The 546-nt window shown below is 52.9% G+C and carries 1 protein-coding gene; it reads left to right on the forward strand.

The genetic code is table 11. From position 1 onward, the window contains the following. On the forward strand, positions 1 to 546 hold a 546-nt coding region (locus IB255_RS30480), incomplete at both ends, for a hypothetical protein (RefSeq protein ID WP_192211284.1).

Consider the following 546-nt stretch of genomic DNA (forward strand, 5'->3'; position numbering starts at 1 on the left):
GGTGAGGGGAAAGGAAGGGGAAGGAGAGAGAAGGAAGAAGGAGAGGGAAGGAGAGGGAAAAAGGAAGTGAGGAGAGAGAAAGAGAGAGGGAGGGAGGAAGGAAAAGAGGAAGAGAAGAAAGAAGGAAAGGGGAAGAAAAAAGGAAGAAAAGAGAGAAGAAGAAGAAGAAGGAAGGGAGAGAAGGGAAGGAAAGAAAAGGAAAGAGAAGGAGAAGAAGAGGAGGAAGAAGAAGGAGAAGGGAAGAGGAAAAGAGGAAAAGAAAGAGGAGGAGAGGGAAGAAGGAAAGAGGGGGGGGGAGGAAGGGGAGGGCGAAGACGAAGGGAGGGAGGAAGGGGGAGAAGAGAAGGGAGAAGAAAAGAGAGGAAAGAAGAAGGAGAAAAAAGGGAAAAAGGGGAAGGAAAAAGAGAGGGCGAGAACAGAAAGAACGACGGCCGCGAGCACACGCCAGAACGGGGGGACGACGACCGCGACCGGCAGTGGGAAGGCCAACGGGACAAGGCGCGGAGAAGAGGCAAGAAAAAAGGGGGGAGGGGAGGAGGAGAAGGG

This window comes from Pseudomonas sp. PDM22 (assembly GCF_014851965.1).
Classification (GTDB): Bacteria; Pseudomonadota; Gammaproteobacteria; order Pseudomonadales; family Pseudomonadaceae; genus Pseudomonas.